Source organism: Bifidobacterium vespertilionis (genome assembly GCF_008698145.1).
Taxonomy (GTDB): domain Bacteria; phylum Actinomycetota; class Actinomycetes; order Actinomycetales; family Bifidobacteriaceae; genus Bifidobacterium; species Bifidobacterium vespertilionis.
The window spans coordinates 32,150-56,051 of the sequence record NZ_RZNZ01000012.1; the positions used below are offsets into that span (position 1 = coordinate 32,150).

The following is a 23,902-nucleotide window of genomic DNA, read 5'->3' on the forward strand; positions in this document are numbered from 1 at the left end:
AACACACAACTTCACAATGATACAGCGGAATCGCGAAGAATGCAAATCGGGGCGGTTTCGAGGTGTCTGAGCGGCGGCCATGGGGTGATCGGCGACCGCTGCGGCAGCCTCTGGCGGCCTCTGACGGTCGCCCGGGAGCCGTTTTCGTCATTTTTGCCGGCGCTCCAGTTCACGATTTGAAGAGCCTCGCAAATCGTGAACTGGCTTCGCACAACATCGACCATAATCGAACATGAGAATTGGCGGAATTCCAAGGCTCCCATGTTCTCTTGAGAACGTTTCCCAGTTCACGATTTGGCGGTCCTTGAAAATCGTGAACTGGAAATCAGCTCCGACGCTCGTCGGCGGCCCATCGGAGTTCTCGAGCACCAATTGTCCATCCCCTTGCGCGATCGTTCCAACCTGCCCGCTCATTTTGCCAAGTTGGAAAGAATCTGCAGGCTGGAAGCTTGATCGGGGCACTCACGCGCAGAATTGTTCCAACCTGCGATTTTGAGGGCGCAGGTTGGACAATTCTGCAGGGCGGGGCGATCATGCAGGTTGGAATGATCGATCGGCGGCCGTAGAAGTTCACCCGCTGTTCATCCCCATCCGCCCGCCGCGCATCGCGGAACTTTAGGATGAAAGGTGGTTCGAACGTCAGGAGCTCCTATGTCCACTAACACCGTCACCCCGGCCGCCGCGCCCGCGCCCGAGACCACGCCGGCCGCCAACGCCAAGCTCACCGCCCGCGAGAAGAAATGGATCGTGTACGACGTGGGCAACTCCGCCTTCGTGCTGCTGAGCACCGCGGTCGTGCCCATCTATGCCAAGTCCCTCATGCCGGCCGACGGCAACATCGTGTCCGCGTGGGGCTACGCGCAGACCATCGCGTCGCTGGTCATCGCGCTGCTCATGCCGCTGCTCGGCTCGATCGCCGACGTGCAGGGCATGAAGATCAAGTTCTTCCTAGGCTTCTTCGGCACCGGCGTGGTCATGTGCCTGGCGATGTCCCTGCCGCTTATGTGGCTGCCGTTCCTGATCGTGTACGTGCTCGCGACGATCGGCCTCAACGGCTCGCTCACGTTCTACGATTCGATGCTGATCGACACCACGTCGAACGATCGCATGGACAAGGTCTCCTCGCACGGCTACGGCTGGGGCTATGTGGGATCAACCGTCCCGTTCCTCGTCTGCATCGGGCTGATCTTCGGCGGCCCGTCCCTGCTCGGCTGGACCACCGAGGCCTGCACGCGCGCCAGCTTCGTGATCACCGCCATCTGGTGGGTGGCGTTCACCATCCCGCTGATCACCAGCTACCGTCAGGTCCACTTCCGCGCCACCAGCGACCACGCCTCCGAGGCCATCCGCGGCACCTTCCGCGAGCTCGGCTCCACGTTCGGGCGGATCGTGAACGACAAGCCGCTGTGGATGTTCATGATCGCGTTTTTCTTCTACATCGACGCCGTGAACACGGTCATCTCCATGAGCACCTCCTACGGCACGCAGCTTGGCATCGACTCCACCCAACTCGTGGTCGCCCTGCTCGTCACGCAGTTCGTCGCCTTCCCGTGCGCGATCATCTACGGGCGTCTGGCCGGCCGATTCGGTTGCAAGCCCATGATCGTGGCCGCCGTGATCGCCTACATGTGCATCGTCTTCTTCGCCGCGTTCTTCCTGCGCTCGGCCGCCGAGTTCTGGATCCTCGCGATCCTGGTCGGCATGTTCCAGGGCGGCATTCAGGCCCTGTCTCGCTCCTACTACGGCAAGATCATCCCCAAGGACCGCGCCAACGAGTACTACGGCTTCTACGATATCTTCGGCAAAACAGCCTCGATTCTGGGCACGTTCCTCGTGGCCACCACCACGACCCTGACCGGCAATGCGTCGATCGGCGTGCTGTCCATCGCCATTCTGCTCGTGGTGGCGCTGGTGTTCCTGACGCTGCAGAAGGATCCGACGCGGGGCTGAGCCTAGGCGACGTCTGGGCGGCGGCTGGGCGGCGGCGGCTGGGCGGCGGCGCTGAGGGCCCTTTGGAGTGGGCCTGAGTGCGGCGGGCTCGTGAGGGTGACCTGAAGTCTGGGGCATCTGAGTGGCCGGTCTGGGGCTCCGACTGGTTGCAATGAATCGAAGGGCATGATTCTGCGCGGACTTGGATTGCTCCGGGATCCCTCTGATGCCCGTGGCGCGCGGCCCGCAGGTGCTTCGAGCGCATTAGGGGTGCCAACAACGTAGTATCCTGCGCTTCGCAGGCGTCAACTACGTCCCGCGATGCTTCGCCGGCCAAACTACATCGGGTAATTCCGATTTGTGCATGCGTTTTTCCGGTTCCCCCGGATAGCATCCGCTGAAAACCGGCGGAATGGCGGCATGTCTATATGCCCCACCCGGGAAAATCGACCGCACAAATCGGAATTACATGTTGGCCGGCCGTCGTTCGGCCCGGTCAAATGCCCCGCGGGCGCGTAGAACATGGGAAAGCAACGTTGCTGGTCCGTTGTCTAAGCTGTTTCGGGTACCTTGAGCAGTTCCGACGTGCCGGCAACATGCGGATCCGGCCCCTCCTGGTTTGCCCGGGTGATGCGCGATCGGACACTTGGAGGAGGAAGCATGAGCGTGGACGGGCGCAAACTGGGCATTCCGGGACGTTGGCTTCTCAAACTGGGCAGTCTAGGCCATCTAGACGCTCAAATCAGCTTCTAAACGTTCCGATGTGCCCAGTTTGTGGCGGCGATGTCCGGATTTGCCCAGTTTCCCTGACTTGCTGCGCAAACTGGGCACATCGAGACTTTGGGACTTGACGGGAAGAACCAAGGGGCGTAACGCGACACAGGTCGTGACTCAGCGCGTGACATGGGGCGGGTTGCGGTCTGAAGCGTGACATGGCGTGTGACGGGGAGTGCGACTGTGACGTGGGGTGTGACATGGTGTGGGCGCACCCGGTCACAGGCTCTGGAAAACCGCCATTTTTCAACGGTTTTCGAAGGCTGTGACGCGGTGTGGGCACGCCGTGTCACACGCCCCCACCCCGTGTCACGCGCCGGGCCACAGTACAGCCCAGGTCCACGTCATGTCACGCCCCGTGTCATACGCCAAGTCGCGCATACTGTGTCACGCACACTGTGTCACGCATACTGTGTCATTGCCATGTCACGCACACTGTGCCACGTCCCAAGTCACGCCACAGTTCCGCCCGTACCCCCTGATCATCTCAGATCTCTTTCAACAAACCGTTGATCACCGTGACCTGGCGCCGCCCATACCCCTGACCATCAGATAGTTCACAAACGCCACGCGGCCAATGTGCGGGTGTCGGATGGCGACGACTCGGAATCCGTGTCGCTCGAAGAACGGCCGGGCGGTGATGCTGGCGTGGACGCGAAGCTCCCCGATGCCCTCCCCGGTGCAGCCCTCAGCGCTGCGCCGGATGCCGCGCCCAGCGTCGTACCCAGTGCCGTCCTCGGCGCTGCCCTCAGTGCCTCGTGCGGCGGCGAATCGCTCAACGGCACCGAGCAGCGCGGTGGCCACGCCTTGCCGGGCGCAGTGCGGGGCGACGAACAGCATGTCGATATAGCCGGAATCGTCCACGTCGATGAACCCGACGACGGCACCCGAGTCCGTGCAATCCCCGTCGCAATCCCAACGACGCAAATGCCCGTCCGCAGCGCCACGATCGACGGCCACCCACGTGTGCACGGCGGTCCGTCGCGCGTTCCATTGTTCGATCGTCCCCGTGCGCCCGGCCCAGACCGCGATCTGCTCGGCGCTGTAGTCCGCCGCGGCCAGATGGATGACGGCATCGCGGAAGACAGCCATCGTCGCGGCGGCATCGGCGGGGCGATAGGGGCGGACTCGGCAGGAACCGCGCGAGGGCAGTGACACGGGGTTCAGCGCGTGCGATGCCATGCTTCGTCCAGCGGGATTGTGCGCTCGGGCAGGGCGGGCCATGTGTCCAACCCGTCGCCATGCGCGCGGGGCAGCAGATGCACGTGGAAATGAGGCACGGATTGAGCTTCCGCGAACGAGGTGCTGAGCAGATCCACCCCGTCGAACCCGCAGTCCGCGACCAGATGGCGTGCGACGCGCTGCGCCAGCTCGGTCACCGCTTGCAGGGATTGGGGGTCGCAGTCGAGGATGTTGACCACATGGCGTTTCGGCACGACCAGAAGGTGGTAGTCGGGCCGGTCGTCGATCGACACGAAGCACAATGCCAGATCGGATTCCTCGATCAATCGGCATGGCGCATCGCCGTGGACGATGTCGCAGAATACGCATTCGCTCATCGTTGATCTCCCTCCGCTCCGTGGGTCCGTGCGCGGGACGGCGTTGCCGTTGCCGTCCTCTTCAGCCTTCCGACGATCATACTTCCGCCCGGGTTCTAAATAGAAGCGCAACACCCGTTCTATGGTTGGAAGTGTTCAAGTTCAACCCAGGAAGGTGCTGCGCCCATGAAGAAAGTGTATTCCCACCTGTCGGCCGAGGAACGCGTTCGGATCGACGAGCTGCGCAACAGGGACGGCCTCGGGGTCAACGAGATCGCCCGCAGGATCGGCCGCGACAAGTCCACCATCAGCCGCGAGCTGAGACGCGGCCTGTGGTTCGCGTCCAACGAGAACGACTCCTACCGTCCGTACCGGCCGAAACGCCTGAAGACCGGCGCATGGACCGCGCGCCCGTTCTACTCGGCCATGACCGCGCAGCGCAAGGCCGAGACACGCGCCCGCAGGTCGCGCAAGCCCCTGCGCATGGCGTACGACCCGCTGCTGTCGTGGGTGATGGACGCGCTGCGCAAGGGATGGACGCCGGAGCGGATCGAGGGACGGCTCAAGGTCCAGTTCCCGGACGACCCGCGCATGCGGGTAAGCCATGAGTGCCTCTACCGGTGGATCTACGCCAAACCGCAGCAGACGCTGGATCTCAGGCAGTACCTGCCGCGCGGCAAGCGGCGCCGCACGCGCGCCAAGGGCCGCGGATCGAAGGGGCCGAGGATCCCCATGCGCGTGCCGATCGCCGACCGGCCCAAACGCGTCGACTCGCGGCATGAGTTCGGCCATTTCGAGTCCGACACCGTCATCGGCACGGCCCCCTCGAAACGGTGCATCGACACGCAGGTCGAACGCAAGAGCCGCAAGCTGTTCGCCCGGTTCATCCCCGACAAGAGCGCGCTGGCGACCGCGCGCGCCGAATACGACATCTACAGCCGCATCCCCGCGCCCGCGCGCATCGACCGCACCTGGGACAACGGCACGGAGTCCTCCTGCCACCTGCTCGTGGACGAGGCGCTCGGCATGCCCGCCTACTATGCGGACCCGTACTCCTCGTACCAGCGCGGCACGAACGAGAACCGCAACGGCAGGATCCGCCGCTACCTGCCCAAGGGGACCAGCTTCGACGACATGTCGGACGAGGACCTGCAGGCCATCGTCCAGGAGATCAACGACACCCCGTTGAAGGTCCTCGGGTGGGAAACGCCCAACGAGGTTTGGTACCGCGAGCTCGGCAAGGTAATGTCAAAGACAAGCCACCCAAAGACGAGTGTTGCACTTACAAATTGAATCCGGGCCGAGCGGGAATTCCGAGCGGGAACGGTATGATGGAGGGGACGGACGGCGATGCGGCTGCCGCGCGTATTTTCGGGGAAAGGGCGATTATGGGACGGGCGCATAAAGATGGTTCGACGATCGCTCACGCCACGCTGTTCAAGGCAATCGCCGCCGCGCTGATCGGCGCACTCATGCTGTCCGGTTGCGGGGGATCATCAGGTGGTACCGCCGCGGGCACATCGTCACCAGCCGGTCCGCAGCCATCCATTGCTGCGTCTCAGAATACCCCGACCGCGGCCGTGCCCACGGACTGCTCCACGCTCAGCAATGAATCGCAGGATGCCGTGGACAATGATTCCGGAACCGCCTCCCACACCGTCTCGCCCCGCGAGCAGTGCGAGGCAGCGCAATACTGGTCGTCCGGTCGCCTTGCCCCGTGGACGCCGCAGAAAACCGGTGCAGGGGAAGCGGGGGACACCGCAGCCGATGGCCGATTACCGCGCGTGGAGGATGCGTATGCCGCCGATCGCAAGGATGAAGCGCTGTCCAGTGCCCCGAATCTGGACAATGAGCGCGCGCAGCCGATCATCAGCTATGCGCCGGTTGCGGCCGATCGGCTGCGCATCTACTTCACCGGCGGCGTGTGCGATGCATACCGGGTCGCGATCGAGGAGACCGGCGATCACGTGCGCCTAAATCTGTTCGCGGGTGCCGAGCCTCGCACGGGCAGCACGGGTGCGCAGGCTGGATCGTGCACCGAGCAGGCCGCCTACCAATCCGCGCTGGTCGCCCTGCAAACTCCGCTCGCAGACCGGCCGGTGATCTCGAAGTGACCGTTCAGCGCCCGAGCAGGCCTGAAATCTGGCCGATCACGTCAGTTGGCAGCCCCACGCGCTCGGCGATGGCCCCCAGATCGAGGTTCTGGCCCTGCTCCTGGATCATGCCCGCCACGTTGCCGATCTGATCGGCCGAAATGTTCTCCTCGGCCAGCGCGGCCAGATCGCCCACCTGGTCTGCGTTGAGATGATCGCCGGCCACCTGCGCAATCTCGCCCAGCTGCTCGGCGTTGAAGTGCTCGCCGATCACCGCCGGCAGCTGCTCGCCGAGATTCCCAAGGTTGCCGAGCGCACCCAGGTCGATGCCCTCGGTGACGTTGCCGATCGCATTGCCCAGCGCCCCGGATGCCAGATTCCTCAGCCCGTCGAACAGACCCATTGTGCCCCCTTTATTGCGTGATTTTCGAAACCACTGTACGGCATCGAGGTAACGTGCAAGTCATCCTGAGCGGAGCCCGCTAGGGCGGAGCCGAAGGATCCTTGGCCATTGCGCGCCAATCGGTATATGCACTAGTGCGTAAAGTTAAGGATCCTTCGACTTCGCCCTAGCGGGCTTCGCTCAGGATGACAAAAGGCATTCCCCGTCATCCTGAGCACTGAGCCGTTTAGCGGGCAGCCCGGTGGGCTGTCCGTAGGCGAGGGGAGCCGCCGCCAAGGCGGCGACGGTCCGGCGCAGCCGGACACCGAAGGATCCTTCGTCATATCGCATAAAGTCACTATGCAGGAAGTTAAGGATCCTTCGACTGCGCGCTGCGCGCTTCGCTCAGGATGACGGTGGGAGGCCGCTTCACGGCTCAGTGCTCGCCCCGCATCGCCCAGCGGACGCTACTTCTCGGCCACGATCGCTACGTAGTTGCCTTTGGTGTAGCCCTCGATCGGGTCCTCCACCTGATCCTTCTGATAGAGCGGATTCGCGAGCACGGTCTGGTAGAAGCGCAGCTCGCCGAACCCGATGCGCGTGAGCAGGTCGGCGTACCAGGGGATCGGATGCCAGTTGGGCTTGTACGAATGGGTGTCGATGTTGAAGAACGACGTGCCGGAGAGCAGCTCGGCGAAGTCCTCGCGTGGCACATCGTAGCGCTGCAGGGTCTGCAGGATGATGCCCAACGCGCTTTCCGCGGGCACGTCGGTGAGCACCAGCCGCCCGCGTTCGGAGAGCGCGTCCCGGTTGCGGGTGAATACCCCCTCGATCTCGTCGTCCGGGATGAAGCCGAAGCTCGACCCGTTGTACACGATCGTGTCGTAGGGCGCCCCGGCGTAGTCGTAGTCCTGCGCGGTGCTCTGCGTGACCGCGAGCCCCTTTCTGCGCGCCTCCGCACCCAAGCTCTCCGACGGTTCCACGGCCTCGGCGACCGTGATGTCGTACCGCTTGTTGAGCAGCGTCTCGAAGATGCCCGAGCCGATGCCGATGGACAGGATCTTGCCCGGATTGCGGTCCACGAGCGCGCGGTGCAGCAGACGAAGCCGCGACTCGTAGATGTTCGGCCGGGCGCGCCAGGTGTCATCCAGAATGCGTCCGTTGCTGTGATAGTGGTCGATGAACGGCGTTGCCATGTAATGTTCCCCTTCCGATTGCCTATGCCATCCGATTGCCATTGTTGTGCCGTGCGTGCGATGTGACCGTGCCGCCGACCGTGGCGTGATGCTCGTCCGCATCGCACGCACGTTGGCGGTCCGCGCTATTCGTTGCAGCAGCCCGATCCGCCGCCGGTCGATGCCGCCGTGGTGGCCGGCGATGTGGTATCCGTCGCCGCGGAATCGCCCGCAGTCGCAGTATCGGCGGCCGCCTGATCGGCCTGCGTCGCGGTGGCGTCCGCATGTTCTGCATGCTCAGCGTGATCCGTATGATCCGCATGCCCGCCGTCCGCCGGCCCACTCGTCGCCTCCTGAATGACGATCGAACTGTCCGGCTGAGCTCCCGGGTTGGCGGCTGACGCATCGGACCCGGCAGGAGCGGCCGTCCCACAGGCGGCCAGTCCCGCGAGCAGCGTGGCGCAGATCGCGGCCGCGGCCATCCTCGCGATTTCCGATTTCCTCATCATGTACTCTCTCTTCTCTCTGCGTAATCTCCGCAGCCCAACCGCTATTTCCGCGCGACCAGCGCCACGTAGCTGCCTTCCTGATACCCATTCACCACCGGCTCGGGCGCATCATTCTGGTAGATCGGATGCCTGAGCAGCGTCTGCCAGGTGGCGAAGCGCGAGAACCCGCTCTCCTCCAGTAGATTCCGGTACCATTCCGTGGTTCGCCAGTACTCCTTGCGCGGCACGCGATCGGCGTACCAGCTGCTGCGCAGCACGCTGCCGATGTACGATTCGCCCTCGATCAGGAACGACGCCTGCACGGCCAGTCCCAGTGCGCTCGCCGGCGGCACGTCGAGCAGCGCGATCACGCCGCCGTGCTTGAGCTGCCGGTAGTGGGCGCGGAACACGGCACGCAGCGTGTCTTCGTCGATGAATCCGAACGCGCTGCCGTTATAGAACACCGTGTCGATCGATTCGTCGTCGAAAGCCACGTCCTGCGCGTAGGCCTGGGTCACATTGAACCCGCGGCGGCGGGCCTGCGCGGCCAAGTCGGGGGAGGGCTCAACGATCCGGTTCACGGTCACGCCCGCTTTCTCCAGCGCGGCTTCGTACGATCCGGTTCCCGCGCCCACGGAGACCGTGTAGCCGGCGTCGCGGATGCCGTCGAGCGTGATCGCGGTCTTCAGCAGAGCCAGTTTCGAGGCGAAGATGTTCGGATGGTCGCGCTCGAAGTCATCAAAGTACTCGTGCCGGAAGCCGTCGGAATTTGCCCCGCCGGGGTTCGTTCCACCGGAGCCGGCCGCGCCCGCGTCCCCGAACCCGGCCGCGCCCACGCCCGTGCCCACGTCTGCGGAATCGCTCATTTCACGTTCCCCCTCAGCTCCTCGACCTTGTTCGTCCGCTCCCAGGTGAAGTCGGCGTCGTCGCGCCCGAAGTGGCCGTACGCCGCGGTTTTGCGGTAGATCGGCCGGCGCAGATCCAGTTCGTCGATGATCGCGAGCTGGCGGAAATCGAAGGTCTTGGCCACCGCGCGCTGGATCTTTTCGCGGTCCACGGTTTCGGTGCCGAAGGTCTCCACGTCGATCGTGATCGGGCTCGGCGTGCGGTTGAAGTAGCCCAGCTGCACCTGCGCGCGGCGGGCGAGCCCGGCGGCCACGATGTTCTTGGCGGCCCATCGCGCGGCGTACGCGGCCGAGCGATCGGGCTTGCGCGGATCCTTGCCGGAGAACGCGCCGCCGCCGTGGCCGGCGATGCCGCCGTAGGTGTCCACGATGATCTTGCGTCCCGTCAGGCCCGCGTCCGCCTTGGGACCGCCATTGATGAACGGGGAGCGGTTGATCACCACCTCCGCCTCGGAGGCATCCACGTCCAACGTGGCGAGTACGGGCTCCAGCACCAGCCTGCGCACCTGATCGCGCACGTCTTCCAGCGACAGCTTGTCCGAATGCTGCGTGGAGATGAGGATGTGGCGGATCGCCTTCGGATCGGTCACGTTGTCGTTCGCGTACTCCACGGACACCAGGGTCTTGCCGTCCGGGCGCAGCAACGGGATGATGCCATTCTTGCGCACGTAGGCGAGGCGCTCGGCGAGCCGGCTTGCGGCGTAGATGGGCAGCGGCAGCAGCGCCTTGGTGTCGTCGGCCGCATATCCCACCATGAGCCCCTGATCGCCGCCGAAGGTGTTGTACGCCTCCTCGCGGCTGAGCTTCGCGTTGTCGCCGTAGTTGCCGTACGCGCCGCCGTCGGTGCTGTCGAATGCGCGCGGGCGGATGTTGTTGATCACGCCGGCGCCCTCGGCGTCCAATCCGCTGGCCGCGTCGGTGTAGCCGATGTCCGCGATCGCCTTGCGCACAATCGCCACGTGGTCCAGCGTCCTCGGCGCGGACACCTCCCCCTCCACCACGACCAGACCGTCCTTGGCGGAGGTCTCCACGGCCACGCGCGAATCCGGGTCGAGGGTGAGGTAGGCGTCGAGGATCGAATCGGAGATGATGTCGCACACCTTGTCCGGATGCCCTTCGGTCACGGATTCGGAAGTCAGCAGTCTGGTCATGGTAAGTTCCCTTCTCAATATGGCGATGGTATGCGGCGATGGTATGCGGTTATGTCATTGCTGTTGGGTGATTCAAATAGAGGGGGCGATGTGCAATGCACCGGCCATCCCCGTCCAGTGCACTGCGCATCGCGTGATTGACATCATATGCGCGCTCTTGGTATGCGTCAACGCGCATCAACGCGTGCCAACGCTATAAACTCAGGCATGAATGCGTGCTCATGGGCAATCCGGAGTAGGGGTTCCAAGCATGCAAAACAGTCGATATAAATCGAGGTGCGGCACGGCCATAACCAACGCATATAATCGATCTCATCATCGAGCATAGCCATAATATCCGCATGGGCTCTTCTATTAATTTTACCGATGACGATGCTGGAATGCCCAACGCCCAATCATGATACATTGTCAACCATTCCGGCAACCACATGAGAAGGGGTGGCATATGCCAAACGGAACCAATCAGAATACTCAAAGCAACAAGAATACTCAGAACATCCAGAATGCCCACTACCATCCGTCCACCGCCCAGGTGCACGCCGGCTTCGATCCCGGTTCGAATGCGGATTCGGTGACGCCGGTCGTCTACCCGAACGCCGCATTCTGGTTAGAGGACGTCGATCACGGCCATCACGTGGCCAACGGCGACATACCGGGCTTCCTGTACTCGCGCGTGGCGAACCCCACGGTCGGCTTCCTGGAGCGACGGGTCGCCGCGCTGGACGGGGCCGCAGAAGCCGTGGCCGTCGCATCCGGCATGGCTGCGATCACCTATGCGCTGCTCAATGCGGCGGAGGGCGGCGGGCGGATCATCGCCCCCTACGACATCTACGGCGGCACGTTCGATTCGCTGCGCACGCTGCTGCCGCGCTTCGGGGTGACGACCACGTTCGTCGACGACATCAACGACACGAAGCGCATCGAAGCGCTGATCGCAGGCGACAGCCCGGACGCCCTGGATGCCGAAGGCCGGAACGCCCCGGTGAAGGCGATTTTCGCCGAAACGGTGTCCAATCCGCGCACGGTGATCACCGATGTGGAGGCGCTCTCCGCCGTGGCCCACCGCAACGGCATCCCGCTGATCGTGGACAACACGCTGCCCACGCCCCACCTGTTCCGGCCCATCGAGCACGGGGCCGACGTGGTCGTCTACTCGGCCACCAAGGCCCTTGGCGGGCACGGCAACGCGATCGGCGGCATCGTGACGTCCGGCGACTCCTTCGACTGGGCGAACGGCCGCTATCCGCAGTTCACCGAGCCGGAATTCATCCTGGGCGAGGCGGCCGGTCGCGCGCCGCGCAGTTTCGTCGACGCCGCCGGACCGCTGGCGTATATCCGCCGGCTGCGACTCAAGTACCTGCGACTCACCGGCGCGGTGCTTGGGCCCTTCGAGGCGTACCAGCAGCTGCTGGGCCTTGAGACGCTGGGCGAGCGCGTGTCCAAGGAGACCGCGTCGGCCAAAACGGTGGCCGACTGGCTCTCCCGCCGCGATCATGTGACGGCCGTGCACTACACCGGCCTGCCCTATGGGCCGCAGCGCGCGCTGGCCGACCGGCTGTTCCCTCTCGGTGTGGGATCCGTGCTCTCCTTCGAGCTGGAGGGCGACGACGCGGCCGATCAGACCGCGCGGGCCAAGGAGCTCATCGATCACGTGCGGCTGTTCAGCTACCTCGCGAACATCGGCGATGTGCGCTCGCTGATCGTGGACCCGGCGAACATCACCCACCGCGAATTCACGCCTGCGGCCCGCGCGAAGGTGGGGATCACCCCCGGTCTGATCCGCCTGTCCATCGGCCTTGAGGATCCGCGCGATCTGATCGCCGACCTCGACCAGGCGTTCGACGCCGCCTATCTGGCCTGAAAACAGAATCGTTCCAACCTGCGCACCCGAAATCGCAGGTTGGAACGATTCTGTATGTTGTGCTGTGATGTGAGCGCTCACAACCGCAGAATCGTTCCAATCCGCGCCGAAGTGGGCGCAGGTTGGAACGATTCTGCAGTTGGCGAAGGTTGTGGCGGAGGTGCCGCAACCTCACTCAGTGCTCGTGCACGTCGAAGTGCAGCTTGGTGAGCAGCGTCTTGCGGTAGCCCAGGAAGGCGTCGGATACGCGATCGCGCTCGGGCAGATCGATCGGCACGATCTCCTTGATGTGCCCCGGCCTCGGGCTCATGATCACCACTCGGTTGCCCAGATAGATCGCCTCGTCCACATCGTGCGTGACCAGCACCATCGTCATGTGGTACTGCTCCCACAGGTCCAGCAGGCGATCCTGCAGATCGGCGCGCGTGAACGAATCCAAGGCGCCCATCGGCTCGTCGAGCAGCAGCACCTCGGGGTGGTCGATCAGCGCGCGTGCGATCGCCACGCGCTGGGCCATGCCGCCGGAGATCTGATGCGGATAGGCGTGCTCGAAGCCGGTCAGGCCCACCTTGGCAAGGTAATCGTCCACCTCTCCGGCATGCTCGCGGTACTTGCCCTGCGCCTTGAGCCCGAACGCCACATTCTCGCGCACGGTGAGCCACGGGAACAGGCTGCCCTGCTGGAACACGTAGCCGCGCTCGGGATTCGGCGCCTCGATCGGCCGGCCCTTGAACGTCACGGAGCCCTGCTGCGGCTTGTCCAATCCGGCGATCAGGCGCAGCAGCGTCGTCTTGCCGCAGCCCGACGGGCCGATGATCGACACCAGCTCGCCTGGCCGCACGTCTAGGCTCACATCGCTCAACGCCTGCACGCGCTGGCCGTTCGGACTCGTGAAATCGCGCTCCACATGGCTGATGCTCAGCAGAGGTGCCTGCGCGCCCGGATCGTCCGTCACCGTGCCCGCCTGTGCCTGTGCGCTCGTTGCGATCGTGCTCATTTGATCAGTCCCTTTTGCCAGCGCAGCACATGGCCGCGCACCAATTCGATGAGTTTCATGATCAGCGAGAACAGCACGGCCATCACCACGATCGCCGTGAGGATCTCGTTGTAGGCCGACCACGATTTCGCCTGATCGATGTAGTAGCCCAGACCGCCCGGCTGGCCCATCATCTCGGAGATCACGAGCGTGAGGAACGACAGGCTGTTGGCCATGCCGATGCCGGTGAAGATGCTCGGCATGGCGTTCGGAATGGCCACGTGGAACAGGATGTACGGGGTGTCCGCGCCCAGCGTGCGCGAGGCCTCGATCAGCATCTTCGGCGTGCTCTGGATGCCCTGGGCCGTCAGGAACGCCACCGGGAACCAGGAGCAGATGACCAGCAGGAACATCGCCGCGATGAACGGGGTGGGCATGAGCGTGAGCGCGAACGGCATCCACGCCACGGCCGGGATCACGCCGGTGATCTTGAGCACCGGGAACACCCAGTAGTAGGCGCGCGCGAACCAGCCGATGATCACGCCGGTCACCACGCCCAGGAACACGCCCACGATGAATCCGGCCGCGAACAGGCGGACCGAATAGAACGTGTTGAGCGCGATGTAGTCGCCGTCCGTGAGGAACGGTTCGATCACCTTCGACGGTCCCGGAAAGAACGGCTGGGGGAGCGTCTGCAGCTTGGTGCCGGTCACGTCCCACACGGCCAGTGCGAGGCCCGCGGCGAACCGGAACTGGGCGCGCTCGCGGAACCGGGCCACGTCCGCAGGCCCGCGGCGGGCGTCCACCACGCCGATGACCACGTACAGCAGCGCGAGGATGACCAGCAGCGCGCGGTACGCCTCCTCGCCGTTGAGCAGGAAGATCCACAGCTGGCCCTGCTCGAATTCGACGGGCTTGACCTGCGGGAAGAACACGTTGACGAGCGCGGCGATCAGGAATCCGGCCGCGGTGAAGGCCACGGTCAGCGGGTAGGGGAGCGCGCGGCGGGCGGGGCGGTCGGCCTGTGCGTCGGTGGCCGGCAAGGTTGCGGCGGCGGTTGGCTGATCGGTGGCTGCGGCTGGTTCGGCGGGCCCTGTCTGCCCGGCCGCATTGGGCGTGGCCGCGGTCTTGGTTGCGGTTTTGGTTGCGGGCGTGGCTCGCCCGCGTGCCTGCGCGGCGAATTCGGTGATGGTGGTGGTCATATGCGTTCCTTTCAACGCGAAGGTTCCGGTTCCCGCGCGGGGAGCCGGAACCATCTGGCTATCGGGGCAGTCGGTGTGCGAATGCGCGATCGGGCGCGCCCGTCATCAGTGCTCGACGTCCTTGTAGATCTGCTTGGCGAAGCCGGCGGTGTCTCCGGTCTCCAGGAAGCCGATCTTCTTCAGACCGTCCACGAAGTAGTTCACGTCGTCCTCGATGATCTTGTTCTCGTCCGTCTGGACCGAGTAGTCGTAGTCCTTGAGCAGCTTCGTGGCCAGCTCCTGATCGGTGATGGAGGAGTAGTTCTTCTCGGCGATGATCTTCGCGGCGTCCTCGGGGTTCTGCGCGATGTAGTCGCGGGCTTTGTCGAGGGCGCGCAGGATGGCGGCCATCTCATCGGGCTTCTCCTCGATGATCTTGTTGGAGCCGTAAAGGAAGCAGCAGAAGCGCTTGGCGAACTTCGGGTCGGAGCCCAGGTCGAAGACGATGTCCACGGTGCCCTTCTGCTCCTGGATGGTGGGCAGCGGGTCCCACAGGGCGGCGGCATCGATCTGGCCCTTCTGCAGGGCCTCGAACTCCAGGCTGGCGTCGTCGTACGGCAGGTACTTCACGTCGCCGTTCTTCGGATCGACGTTCAGGCCGGCGTCGCCCAGCCACAGGTTGGCGGCCATGTACGGGGTGCCGCCGATCTCGTCCACGCCGATCGTCTTGCCCTTGAGATCGGCCGCGGTCTTGATGTTGGAGCCCTTCTTGACGGCGATCTTGATGCATCCCTTGTGCAGGGCGCCCACGACGCTCGTCTTCACGCCCTTCTCGATGGACGGGAAGAACTGGAAGTCGCCGTTGGTGACCGGGAAACGGCCGGTGTCCAGACCCACCTTGCGGGTCTCCGCGTCGGCCGTGACCAGCTTCGCGTCGATGCCCTCCTCCTTGAAGAAGCCTTTCTCCAGGGCGATGGCGATGGGGGAACTGCACAGCGAGCTCGACTTCGGGAACTCGACGGTGCCATATTTATAGCCCTCGGTCGCCACGGAATTGGCACCCGCCTCGGCCTTGGCGTCGGCGGCGGAATTCGAGGTGGTTACGCCACAGGCATCGAAGGCCAATACGGCGATCAGCACGCCGAAAATGGCCGTTCCCTTTGCGATAATGCCATGTTTGGAAAGCATTGTTTCTCCTCCCCATATCGTTCCATGACATGCGTTGAATACACGTATCCCATAGGGCGATTGTTTGTTTTGTGAATAGGCGTTATATGCACACGCATATAACGCATGAGATCCCTTCTGTGTATTCCACTGCGGTTCGCCGATTGTGGCCTACGATCCGTTCCCCTTGTGGAATTGATTTCAGCATACTCCTCGCTTGGAACGCGGAAGGTTGATTTTCATGAACTCGTATTCGTCATAATGGATACCCGCGTATCGAGCGCGGTTATACCTTTTCGTGAGGCGGCTGGTTTTCCGCTGCTTGGTTTTCCGTCCGTCTGCCCCCTTCCCCATCCGCCGTCGCTCGCGTATACTATTCGGGGCCCATGGCCGGGTTCAGGGCCCGTTGCGGGGCCGCCAGCACGCCAGTCGGAGGAAATGCATGAATCACAGCCAGTCGGGGCATGAGCCGGGACGCGAACCGGAGGAACAATCGACGCGGGACGACCACGGCCACAGCCAGGACCACGATCGCGCTCAGGGCCATGGCAGCGCTCAGGCCCACAATCCCAATCAGGCCCACGATCACAATCGGGCCCACGATCATGCCCTGCACACCAATCTGAAGCGCGGCATGGAATCGCGCCACCTGCAGATGATCTCCCTGGGCGGCGTGATCGGCACGGGCCTGTTCCTGAGCTCCGGCTACACGATCCAGCAGGCCGGGCCCATCGGCACGATCCTCGCGTACGGCATCGGCGCGCTGATCGTGTACCTCGTCATGCTCACGCTGGGCGAACTGTCGGTCGCCATGCCCGTCACCGGATCGTTCCACGTCTACGCGGACAAGTTCATCGGGCCGGCCACCGGCTTCGTGGTCGCCATCCAGTACTGGCTCACCTGGACCGTGGCGCTCGGCTCCGAATTCACCGCCGCGGGCCTGCTCATGCAGCGATGGTTCCCCGAAACGCCCACATGGATATGGTCGGCCGCGTGCATCGTGCTGATCTTCACCGCGAACGCCCTGTCCGTGCGCTTCTTCGCCGAGGCCGAATTCCTGTTCGCGAGCATCAAGGTGTTCGCCATCTGCGCGTTCATCGCCATCGGCCTGCTCGCCATCTTCGGGATCATCCCCATCGCCGGCTACACGCATGCGCCGCTGTTCGGAAACCTCGTCAAGGACGGCATCTTCCCCAACGGCTTCATGCCGGTGTTCGCCACCATCCTCACCGTCAACTTCGCGTTCTCCGGCACCGAGCTGATCGGCGTGACCGCCGGCGAGACGCGCGACCCGGAAACCGCCGTGCCCAAGGCCATCCACACCACGCTGTGGCGACTCGTCCTCTTCTTCATCGGCTCGATCACCGTGATGTGTGCGCTCATCCCGTGGCGCGAGGCGGGCGTGGGGGAGAGCCCGTTCGTGCTCGTGTTCAATTCGATCGGCATCCCGTACGCCGGCGACATCATGAACTTCGTGGTGCTCACGGCCGTGCTCTCCGCCTCCAACTCCGGCCTGTACGCCTCCACGCGCATGGTGTGGTCGATGGGCAACGAGGGCATGATCCCGCGCTGGTTCGCCAAGACCAACCGCCGGGGCGTGCCGATGCTGGCCCTGTGCGCGGCCATGGCCGGCGGTCTGCTCGCGCTGCTGTCGTCGGTGATCGCCGCCTCCACCGTCTACCTGGTCCTGGTGGCCCTCTCCGGCCTGTCCGCGGTGGTGGTGTGGATCGCGATCGCCTACTGCCAGATCGTGTTCCGGCGTCGATGGCTTGCCTCGGGCCATACCGTGGAGGAGCTCAAATACCGCACGCCGGGCTACCCGTGGGTCTCCTGGGCGGCCTTCGCGCTGTGCACGGCCTCGTTCATTCTGGTGGTGTTCGACGAGTCGCAGCGGTTTGCGCTGGTGGCCGAGCTGGTGTTCATCGTGGCGTGCTACGCGGTGTACTTCCTCACGGCCAAGTTGCGCAAACCCCGTGCGGATTGGCAGCGCTGAGGCCGATTCTCCCTCGGGCCGGGGTACCGTGACCTTTATGGGACGGCGTTGGTGACCGGGCTGTGAACCGGCGCGGAAGGCGGGACTATGGATCAGGGAGCTTCAAGTCAGGGAACTTCAGGTCAAGGCCAGCGGGATCGTTCGCGGCGGGCCGCATATGGGAAGGCTCTGGCCGTGTTGCTGGCGGCCGTGCTGGCGACGATCGCGGGCTTCGGGCTCTGGTCGCATTTCCGGCAGGCGGACACCAGCCATACGGTCATCGGGATCTCCGACAGCACCAAATTCACGCGCGCCCAGTTGGACGATGCCGGCGCCGTGCTGCTCAAGGACAAGCGATCGTACAAGGGGTGCACGATCGACCGCATTTCCTACGATGAGCAGTGGTCCGACGACCGATTGGGCGACGAGTGGCGCTCTGTGGAGGACAATCCGGGTTCCGGCTCCTCGTTCCATTCGGCGATCGCCCAATACGGCATGGACAAGGTGCTCATCTTCCGCTCCGACTTCACCTGCAACGACGCGTCCGACAAGGGGTTCAGCACCGGCACCACCGCCGGCTGGGAGGACTTGCTCGCATGGGCGCCGGCAGACGCGAAGGCCGATCGCGGCTGGGTGTGGATCGACGGCGGGTTCTAGCGGGAATTCGGCGCGCGGCGCGTGGCTGTGCGGTGTGGCGGCTGGCTTCGCGGTGGCTCGCTTTCGCGGTGCGGCGGATGGCTGCACCGCGGAGGGCTCTGCGGACTTCGCGGCGGCGAGTTTAGCGTTCTGCTGTCTGCTGTCTGCTCCGCCAGACATCCGATCTGCTCATTCTGACCCCGCCCGCTCGCAGAATGAGCAAATCCATTGCGGTGGGGCTCTGATTCATGCCGCAAGCCATCGGATCTGCTCATTCTGCGATTTCATGGGCATAAAGTGAGCAAATCTGATGTGGCAAGTGGCTTGTGCAGGCTTGTGCGGTCTGCTGGGCATCAGATTTGCTCACTTTGAGTCCGGTTATCCATAGAATGAGCGAATCCGATGCGGTAGGGCCTGTATTCGTGCCGTAGGGCATCCGATTTGCTCATTCTGCGTTTTCGCGGGCATAAAGTGAGCAAATCTGATGTGGCGGTGGGCTGGCGCGGGCCGTAGGGTATCGAATTCGCTCACTTTGCGATGCGTCTGGTGCAGGATGAGCAGATTTGATGCGGTGGGTGGCTGATTCAGGGCGCAGGACATCCGATTTGCTCGTTCTGGTCCTGTCCGCTTGCATAATGAGCAAATCTGATGCGGCAAGTGGCTTGTGCAGGCTTGTGCAGGCTTGTGCGGTCTGCTGGGCATCAGATTTGCTCACTTTGAGTCCGGTTATCCATAGAATGAGCGAATCCGATGCGGTAGGGCCTGTATTCGTGCCGTAGGGCATCTGATCTGCTCATTCTGCGTTTTCGTGGGCGCAAAGTGAGCGGATCGGATGCGATGGCACGGGCGGCGGACTGCGAAGCCGGGCGCTAGTTGTCCCGCTGGCTGATGAGCAGCAGGATGCCGGCGATCACGCTGCAGAAGATCAGATCGCACACGGCGAAACCGGTCGTATTGCGCCGCTCGCCCTGGTACAGCCGCCAGCTGTGCACGGTCATCGGGATCATCCACGCCAGCGGGATGATGAGCCAGCAGGCGCCGATCGTACTCAGCACGTTGAGCACGAATGCCGCGAGTCGCAGATTGCGATCGGATTCCGACATGTAGTAGCCGGCGGGCGTTGGAATGCCGTATGCCGGGCCGGAGCCGTAGTTCGGGGCGTAGGGCTGCGGGTTGCCGTAGCCGCCAGCCGCAGGATTCGGCTGTGCGTAGGGCTGCTGCGCGTAGTTCGGCTGGCTGTAGTCCGCCTGCGCATAGTCGGACTGGGTGTTCGCGCTTTGGCCGGCGTCGAACGGGTTGGTCTGCCCGGTCTGGTCGGTCTGCGAGATGGGCTGTGCGGCTGACTGTGAAGCCGTTGCGGCGGGCGCCGGCGCATAGTTGTCGGTCCACTGGTTGCCGTCCCACCAGCGCAACTGCGTGGGATGCACCGGGTCTCCGGCGGGATCCGGGTACCAACCGGGCTGTGCGTCGGCCATATGATCTCCTTGATCGTCGAAATCTTGTTCACTTTCAACAATACCGCCGGTGGAGGTGTTTTTCAGAGGTCAGAGGTGTTTTTCGTCATCCTGAGAGAAGCCCGCTAGGGCGAAGCCGAGGGATCCCTAACTTTCCGCCCTAAGGGTTCTTCGCTGCGCCCTTCGGCTTGCGTTCGGGCTCAAACTTCTTTCCGGAAGGTGGGCTGGCGTGTGACCGGGTGTGCGTGACCGGGCGTGTGGTGTGACTGGGCGTGTGACATGGCGTGTCCATTCCCGGTCACGGGGATTTCAAAATGGCTTTATTCCAACGATTCCGGTACCCCGTGACCGGGCGTGCCCACGCCGTGTCACGCTCCCGGTCACGCCGCACGCCGTGTCACGCCCCCGGTCACACGCCGTGTCACACGCCGGGTCACGTCGAATCCCGGAACCGGCCTGATCTGCCCGGTTCTTGCCCGGTTGGTGCCCGGTGTGCGCCTGATCTGCCCAGTTCGTGTCCGATCGCGCCGCAAACTGGGCAGATCGGGCCTCTCGCCGCGCAAACTGGGCGGATCCTGCCGTCTGGAGGCCGAAAACCGGTCGTAGAAGACCGGATCTGCCCAGTTTGCGAATCCAGTGTCCCGATTTGCCCAGTTTGTGGGTGGGCCACCGCAGATGGCACTTCATCCTGGGTGTGGCTTCATCCTGGGCGCTGAGCCGTGAAGCGCAGTCGAAGGATCATTCATTGCACGTACAGTTAAGGATCCTTCGACTCCGCTGCGCTTCGCTCAGGATGACGAGGGACGGTTGCGCCCACGCTCGGGATGAGGAATGTAGCAACTGAGGATTCAGGGGTACTTTTCGGGCTTTGCGAACACCTATTCGCATAAATCAGGGTGCCCGGCGGTCTCCTCCGTCACTCCCCGAACCGCACGAGCTCTCTGGCCATCATGCAGGTCGTGTCGTCGGTGAGTACGTCATCCACCGCGCGATCGTCGAAGAGCGTGTCCACCCACGCCCTGTGCGCGGGATAGTCGGGGGAGCCGGGCAGCGGGCTGTGCGAGTGCGAATCCATGTAGATCCGCCACGATTCGCGTGTGTAGTGGATCGGATTGGGGAACGATCGGACCACGGGGTCGCGGAAGAATGCGGCCTTTGTGTCGCCGAAGTGCCTGATGCTTCCGGCCAGCTGGGCGTTGTGCTCGGGACTGTCGTTCTTGAGCGCGGAGTCGAACGATGTGACGTTGTACAGCGAAATGAGCAGATACCGGCCGCCGCGCGCGATCCTGCGGCACTCCGCCGCGAACGTGTCCGGCTCGAACCAGTGCAGGGCTTGTGCGACGACGATCACGTCAACGCTGTGCGATGGCAGTGTGGTGTGGGCGGCCGTGCCGTCGATCACCGTCACGTTCGCCAGGGCACGGGTCTGATCAATCAGCACACCGCGCATGTCCGCGTCGGGCTCGACCGCGAACACCGGCAGCTCGAGCCCGGCCAGCGGCACCGTGAGTTTGCCCGTGCCGGCGCCGATCTCCGCGATCGTGATGGGGGATGCGGCACTTACCGCACCGGCCGGAAACGTTGTGCCGATCATGTCCCGGATGCAAGCGATCGCCGCCGCCGGGTACCCGGGCCGTCCCGCCGCGTATGCCTGCGCCTTGCCGTGGAATTTCGTCTGCTCCATGCCGCCCAGTATGACAGGGTTTGTCATACTGGGCGAGCGGGGCGAGTCGAAGGATTTATGGCTTCCTGCACTGGTCGGCGTGCCCAGCTGATGCGCAGTGGCCAAGGATCCTTCGCTGCGCTCAGGATGACAAAAACCTCCCGCTGTCATCCTGAGCACAGCGCGAAGCGCGGAGCCGAAGGATCCTCCGCTGCGCTCAGGATGACACAGGAAGATATACGCGAAATCCCCGCGGAACGTTGCCATTCCGCGGGGATTCCAGTATCTGTGGAGCTAAGGGGATTCGAACCCCTGACCCTCTCCATGCCATGGAGATGCGCTACCAGCTGCGCCATAGCCCCGTAATTCGCCATTGGGTGGGCGATGTAGGAATCGAACCTACGACCCCTTCGGTGTGAACGAAGTGCGCTAGCCGCTGCGCCAATCGCCCGATCCCTTACGGTATTCAGTTGTAGGCCGGATTGCTCCGACTTGCGTGGGCGATACAAGATTCGAACTTGTGACCCCTTCCGTGTCAGGGAAGTGCGCTACCACTGCGCCAACCGCCCGGGTTGTTGCGAGCGGACAACGGGACTCGAACCCGCGGTCTCAACCTTGGCAAGGTTGCGCTTTACCAACTAAGCTATGTCCGCAGTGCTACCGTGAAAGGCAACAGGTAGATAATTTACACGACTATGCCCCGAATGCAAAATCCCGGCGTGTCGCGGTGTCTGCCGCGTACGCCGGGATTATGCGAAAACCTAGAAAACCCTTGGAATTTGGCCGAAAAGCCGTAGCTTCAGCCGCGCTTCTCCACCAGTTCCTCGGAAGCCTTGTCCAGCGTGGCCATGATCGCGGTCTGCGCGTCCCTCACGTACGCGAAGCCGTTGGCCGCGGCGAACTTGCTCTTCGTGGAGGCTTCCTCGGAAGCCGCGCGGGTCACGCGGGCGATGGCCACCAGCACATTCGGCAGCTGGGAGTCGGGGACGTCGTTGCCAAGCTCGCCGTAAAAGCGGATGGTCTCAACGTCGTTCGGGTTGGCGTCGTTGCCGGGAGCAGCCTTGAGCGCCTCGACAATGCCACCGAGATATTGCTTCATCGGATACTTCATTGGAATGCTCATGGCTCCCATGGTAGCGCTTTCACGCCGTCCCGCCGGAGGAGGGGAGCCCGATTTTACCGTGGGGCAAATCGGTCGTGATCGTCCATGGCCCGCGACGCGCGCACCCGATCAGCGTCCGCTGCTGCGCTTGCGATCGTCGATCTTCAGCCACAGCACGCTTCCCGCGGCCAGCAGCGCAAAGATCGCCCCGAACGGCCCGAGCCAGTGCATGCCCACGGTGTCCGTGACCAGGCCGCCCACCGCGGAACCCACCGCGATGCCGATGTTGAACGCCATCGAGTTGAACGACGAGGCAAGGTTCAGCGAGCCCGGATGCGTTTCGGCCGCCACGTCCATGTACAGGATCTGCGACGGCGTGTTCTGCAGGTACATGAAGAAGCCCAGCACCAGCAGCAGCGCGCATCCGGCGATGGGGTTCATGACCGCGAACGGCAGCAGCGCCAGCAGCACGGCCTGCACGAGGTAGATGGGCAGCACGCCGATCAGGGGCTTGGTGCCGCGCCCGCGATCGCCCAGTTTGCCGCTGTACAGGTTGCTCGCCAGACACATCAGGCCGTAGGCGCTCAGCGCGATGCTCACCATGGACGCCGGCATGCCGATCTCATCCTGCAGAATCGGCGAAAGATAGGTGTAGAACACGTAGGTGGCCGCCGCGCCGCACACCACGGAGATGATGCCCGCCCAGATGCGCGGTTCGGTGAAGATGAAGAACTGCGCCAGGAACCGGCTGCGTGGGCCGTAGTGGTTCTTGGGCAGCACCCTGAACATCGCGGCGATCAGCACCACGGTCATCGCCACGATCACGTAGAACGCCCATCGCCACCCCAGCGCGTTGGCCACTGCCGTGCCCACCGGCACGCCGAACACCGCGGCCACGGAGAAGCCGGAGAACACCCACGCCACGAATTTGGTGCGGTTTTTGGGACTGGCCACGTCGTCCACGAAGGTCATGGACGTGGTGACGGTGGTTCCGGAGATGAGCGCGATGATCACGCGCGCCACCAGCAGCACCGCGTAGTTCGGCGCGACGGCGCACAGGATGTTGCCCAACAGGAACACCGCCATGAGCGCGGCGATCACATGGAACCGCTCGAACCGGGAGGCCAGTGCGGCGCCGATCGGCGTGGCCGGCGCGTACACGAAGGCGAACAGGGAGACGAGCCCGCCCGCGGTGGTCAGGGGGATGTTCAGGCCAGTGGCGATGTCCGGCAGGATGCCCACGATGATGAACTCGCTCATGCCCAGCGCGAAGCTGATCATGATGAGCGTGACCACGGCCGGCGTGAAGAAGCGGTCGTTACGGGTGGAATTGGCCGGAGCGGCCGGCGTGCTGACCTGTGCGTTGGACATAAGTGTTCCTGTTACGTCAAAGGTTTGATTGTGAACCAGAATCATCCTACCCACGCTGATGTGCCGACTGAAATCGGTTTTCGC

Annotated in this window: 21 protein-coding genes and 4 tRNA genes; 6 read left to right on the top strand and 19 right to left on the bottom strand. The window is 63.8% G+C overall.

Annotated features, from left to right (window positions below):
* Window positions 1-147: 147 nt before the first annotated feature.
* Complete coding sequence (locus EMO90_RS08685) at window positions 148-414, bottom strand: hypothetical protein (protein ID WP_150355032.1); 267 nt, start codon at window positions 412-414, stop codon at window positions 148-150.
* 237 nt (window positions 415-651) lie between these two features.
* Between EMO90_RS08685 and EMO90_RS08690 the strand changes: the two genes are divergently transcribed.
* Window positions 652-1,950: an MFS transporter gene (locus tag EMO90_RS08690; protein WP_150355031.1), complete on the top strand. Its 1,299-nt coding sequence runs from the start codon at window positions 652-654 to the stop codon at window positions 1,948-1,950.
* Window positions 1,951-3,216: 1,266 nt separating this feature from the next.
* On the opposite strand, the gene EMO90_RS08695 is transcribed toward EMO90_RS08690, so the two are convergent.
* The gene (locus tag EMO90_RS08695) at window positions 3,217-3,885 is read right to left on the bottom strand and encodes a GNAT family N-acetyltransferase (protein ID WP_150355030.1); all 669 of its coding nucleotides are present in this window, start codon (window positions 3,883-3,885) and stop codon (window positions 3,217-3,219) included.
* Window positions 3,867-4,262: an HIT family protein gene (locus EMO90_RS08700; protein WP_150355029.1), complete on the bottom strand. Its 396-nt coding sequence runs from the start codon at window positions 4,260-4,262 to the stop codon at window positions 3,867-3,869. The genes EMO90_RS08695 and EMO90_RS08700 overlap by 19 nt, the downstream gene beginning before the upstream one ends.
* A gap of 165 nt (window positions 4,263-4,427) precedes the next feature.
* Between EMO90_RS08700 and EMO90_RS08705 the strand changes: the two genes are divergently transcribed.
* Both EMO90_RS08705 and EMO90_RS08710 read left to right on the top strand, forming a co-directional pair.
* A complete protein-coding gene (locus EMO90_RS08705) occupies window positions 4,428-5,534 on the top strand; it encodes an IS30 family transposase (protein ID WP_150394995.1) in 1,107 nt (368 codons plus the stop codon).
* A gap of 95 nt (window positions 5,535-5,629) precedes the next feature.
* A complete protein-coding gene (locus EMO90_RS08710; RefSeq protein ID WP_150355072.1) occupies window positions 5,630-6,355 on the top strand; it encodes a hypothetical protein in 726 nt (241 codons plus the stop codon).
* 4 nt (window positions 6,356-6,359) lie between these two features.
* Here the strand turns inward: EMO90_RS08710 and EMO90_RS12480 are convergent, their stop codons facing one another.
* The 5 genes from EMO90_RS12480 to metK all read right to left on the bottom strand — a co-directional run bounded on the left by EMO90_RS12480 (window position 6,360) and on the right by metK (window position 10,435).
* On the bottom strand, window positions 6,360-6,737 hold the full coding sequence (locus EMO90_RS12480; RefSeq protein WP_223849862.1) for a hypothetical protein: 378 nt from the start codon (window positions 6,735-6,737) through the stop codon (window positions 6,360-6,362).
* Window positions 6,738-7,183: 446 nt separating this feature from the next.
* Window positions 7,184-7,912, bottom strand: coding sequence for a class I SAM-dependent methyltransferase (locus EMO90_RS08720; RefSeq protein WP_190972119.1), 729 nt, complete (start codon window positions 7,910-7,912; stop codon window positions 7,184-7,186).
* A gap of 125 nt (window positions 7,913-8,037) precedes the next feature.
* Complete coding sequence (locus tag EMO90_RS08725) at window positions 8,038-8,400, bottom strand: hypothetical protein (RefSeq protein WP_150355074.1); 363 nt, start codon at window positions 8,398-8,400, stop codon at window positions 8,038-8,040.
* 41 nt (window positions 8,401-8,441) lie between these two features.
* Window positions 8,442-9,245: a class I SAM-dependent methyltransferase gene (locus tag EMO90_RS08730; protein ID WP_150355075.1), complete on the bottom strand. Its 804-nt coding sequence runs from the start codon at window positions 9,243-9,245 to the stop codon at window positions 8,442-8,444.
* The gene (gene metK, locus EMO90_RS08735; RefSeq protein ID WP_150355076.1) at window positions 9,242-10,435 is read right to left on the bottom strand and encodes a methionine adenosyltransferase; all 1,194 of its coding nucleotides are present in this window, start codon (window positions 10,433-10,435) and stop codon (window positions 9,242-9,244) included. Before metK ends, EMO90_RS08730 begins: the two co-directional genes overlap by 4 nt.
* Before the next feature lie 445 nt (window positions 10,436-10,880).
* On the opposite strand from metK, the gene EMO90_RS08740 reads away from it, so the two are divergent.
* Window positions 10,881-12,296 (top strand): O-acetylhomoserine aminocarboxypropyltransferase/cysteine synthase family protein, encoded by a 1,416-nt coding sequence (locus tag EMO90_RS08740; RefSeq protein ID WP_150355077.1) that lies wholly within the window; start codon window positions 10,881-10,883, stop codon window positions 12,294-12,296.
* A 175-nt stretch (window positions 12,297-12,471) separates the two neighbouring features.
* Here EMO90_RS08740 and EMO90_RS08745 read toward each other — a convergent pair whose 3' ends face one another.
* The 3 genes from EMO90_RS08745 to EMO90_RS08755 all read right to left on the bottom strand — a co-directional run bounded on the left by EMO90_RS08745 (window position 12,472) and on the right by EMO90_RS08755 (window position 15,641).
* Complete coding sequence (locus EMO90_RS08745) at window positions 12,472-13,293, bottom strand: ABC transporter ATP-binding protein (RefSeq protein WP_150355078.1); 822 nt, start codon at window positions 13,291-13,293, stop codon at window positions 12,472-12,474.
* Entirely contained in the window at window positions 13,290-14,474 is a 1,185-nt protein-coding gene (locus EMO90_RS08750) for an ABC transporter permease (RefSeq protein WP_223849863.1), read from the bottom strand. Before EMO90_RS08750 ends, EMO90_RS08745 begins: the two co-directional genes overlap by 4 nt.
* 105 nt (window positions 14,475-14,579) lie before the next feature.
* The gene (locus EMO90_RS08755) at window positions 14,580-15,641 is read right to left on the bottom strand and encodes an ABC transporter substrate-binding protein (protein WP_150355079.1); all 1,062 of its coding nucleotides are present in this window, start codon (window positions 15,639-15,641) and stop codon (window positions 14,580-14,582) included.
* 421 nt (window positions 15,642-16,062) lie between these two features.
* Here EMO90_RS08755 and EMO90_RS08760 point away from each other — a divergent pair, with 421 nt between their 5' ends.
* Window positions 16,063-17,613, top strand: coding sequence for an amino acid permease (locus EMO90_RS08760; protein ID WP_150355080.1), 1,551 nt, complete (start codon window positions 16,063-16,065; stop codon window positions 17,611-17,613).
* Window positions 17,614-17,787: 174 nt separating this feature from the next.
* Window positions 17,788-18,249, top strand: coding sequence for a hypothetical protein (locus EMO90_RS08765; protein ID WP_150355081.1), 462 nt, complete (start codon window positions 17,788-17,790; stop codon window positions 18,247-18,249).
* Between the two features lie 848 nt (window positions 18,250-19,097).
* Here EMO90_RS08765 and EMO90_RS12485 read toward each other — a convergent pair.
* The 8 genes from EMO90_RS12485 to EMO90_RS08805 form a co-directional block, all read right to left on the bottom strand.
* Window positions 19,098-19,703, bottom strand: coding sequence for a DUF2510 domain-containing protein (locus EMO90_RS12485; RefSeq protein WP_223849818.1), 606 nt, complete (start codon window positions 19,701-19,703; stop codon window positions 19,098-19,100).
* Between the two features lie 895 nt (window positions 19,704-20,598).
* Complete coding sequence (locus EMO90_RS08775; RefSeq protein ID WP_190972076.1) at window positions 20,599-21,366, bottom strand: class I SAM-dependent methyltransferase; 768 nt, start codon at window positions 21,364-21,366, stop codon at window positions 20,599-20,601.
* Between the two features lie 268 nt (window positions 21,367-21,634).
* Window positions 21,635-21,707: transfer RNA gene (locus EMO90_RS08780), tRNA-Ala, on the bottom strand.
* Between the two features lie 16 nt (window positions 21,708-21,723).
* A tRNA-Val gene (locus EMO90_RS08785) sits at window positions 21,724-21,796 on the bottom strand.
* 46 nt (window positions 21,797-21,842) lie between these two features.
* A tRNA-Val gene (locus EMO90_RS08790) sits at window positions 21,843-21,914 on the bottom strand.
* An 11-nt stretch (window positions 21,915-21,925) separates the two neighbouring features.
* A tRNA-Gly gene (locus EMO90_RS08795) sits at window positions 21,926-21,998 on the bottom strand.
* Between the two features lie 146 nt (window positions 21,999-22,144).
* Window positions 22,145-22,468, bottom strand: a complete 324-nt coding sequence (locus tag EMO90_RS08800) for a hypothetical protein (RefSeq protein ID WP_150354682.1) — start codon at window positions 22,466-22,468, stop codon at window positions 22,145-22,147.
* A gap of 108 nt (window positions 22,469-22,576) precedes the next feature.
* Window positions 22,577-23,818, bottom strand: coding sequence for an MFS transporter (locus tag EMO90_RS08805; RefSeq protein WP_150354683.1), 1,242 nt, complete (start codon window positions 23,816-23,818; stop codon window positions 22,577-22,579).
* Window positions 23,819-23,902: the final 84 nt, after the last annotated feature.